This window comes from Streptococcus sp. M334, assembly GCF_000187745.1.
Classification (GTDB): Bacteria; Bacillota; Bacilli; order Lactobacillales; family Streptococcaceae; genus Streptococcus.
Window position 1 is genome coordinate 1 of record NZ_GL732503.1, and the last position, 1,109, is coordinate 1,109.

Annotated in this window: 1 protein-coding gene; it reads right to left on the minus strand. The window is 42.0% G+C overall.

Annotation, left to right across the window (positions count from 1 at the left end):
* Positions 1–36: 36 nt before the first annotated feature.
* Positions 37–1,074, minus strand: coding sequence for a thrombospondin type 3 repeat-containing protein (locus HMPREF0851_RS15135; RefSeq protein WP_000749787.1), 1,038 nt, complete (start codon positions 1,072–1,074; stop codon positions 37–39).
* Positions 1,075–1,109 lie beyond the last annotated feature (35 nt).

Sequence of the window (1,109 nt, forward strand, 5' to 3'; positions counted from 1 at the left end):
CTAATGGTGTTACTTGACGTGGGGTTGTATCTTTTTTCATTTTGGAATACCGTCGCCATCAATATCATCATCTGATACGTCTGGTTTGCCATCGCCATCTAAGTCTCTTTGTACCACTACTGGAATCGTTACGGTGACTGGGGTATCTCCTGTACGTGTTACCGTTACTGGAATATTCACTGTTTTAGATGTTTCATCGCCAGTCCATGTGATACCAGTTGGTTTTCCTGTAACTTTGCCGCTTGTTCCATCAATTGTTAAACCATTTGTTGGTGTTGGTGTTACCGTTGTTCCTGGTTTATTTGGATTGATGACTTTTTCATTGCTTGTATATGGTTGTCCATCTACTGCTGGGTTTGTAGGATTTACTTTACCTGCTGTCAAACCATCATTCACTCGTGGGGCTGGGTCTTGATCATTTGGAATGCCATCGCCATCAATATCATCATCTGATACGTCTGGTTTGCCGTCGCCATCTAAGTCTCTTTGTACCACTACTGGAATCGTTACGGTGACTGGGGTATCTCCTGTACGTGTTACCGTTACTGGAATATTCACTGTTGTAGATGTCTCATCTCCAGTCCATGTGATACCAGTTGGTTTTCCTGTGACTTTTCCATCTGTTCCTACTGTCAATCCATTCGTTGGTGTTGCTGTGAATGTCGCATCGTCTTTGTTTGGATTGATTACTTTTTCATTACTTGTATAAGGTTGACCTTCTACTGCTGGGTTTGTAGGATTTACTTTGCCTGCGTCTAATGGTGTTACTTGACGTGGGGTTGTATCTTTTTCATTTGGAATACCGTCGCCATCAATATCATCATCTGATACGTCTGGTGTGCCGTCGCCATCTAAGTCTCGTTGGACCACTACTGGAATGGTTTCGTTGATTTTTTCATTTCCTTTTGTGATGACTACTGGAATATTGACTGTTTGTTCTGTGTCATCGCCATTCCATGTTAAGCCTGTTGGTGTTCCTGTAACTTTGCCGCTTGTTCCATCAATTGTTAAACCATTTGTTGGTGTTGGTGTTACCGTTGTTCCTGGTTTATTTGGATTTGATGACTTTTTCATTGCTTGTATATGGTTGTCCATCTACTGCTGGGTTT

What these genes read in the sequence shown, in the direction of transcription:
- HMPREF0851_RS15135 (WP_000749787.1), bottom strand. Translation starts at nt 1,074, where the DNA reads ATGAAAAAGTCATCAAATCCAAATAAACCAGGAACAACGGTAACACCA.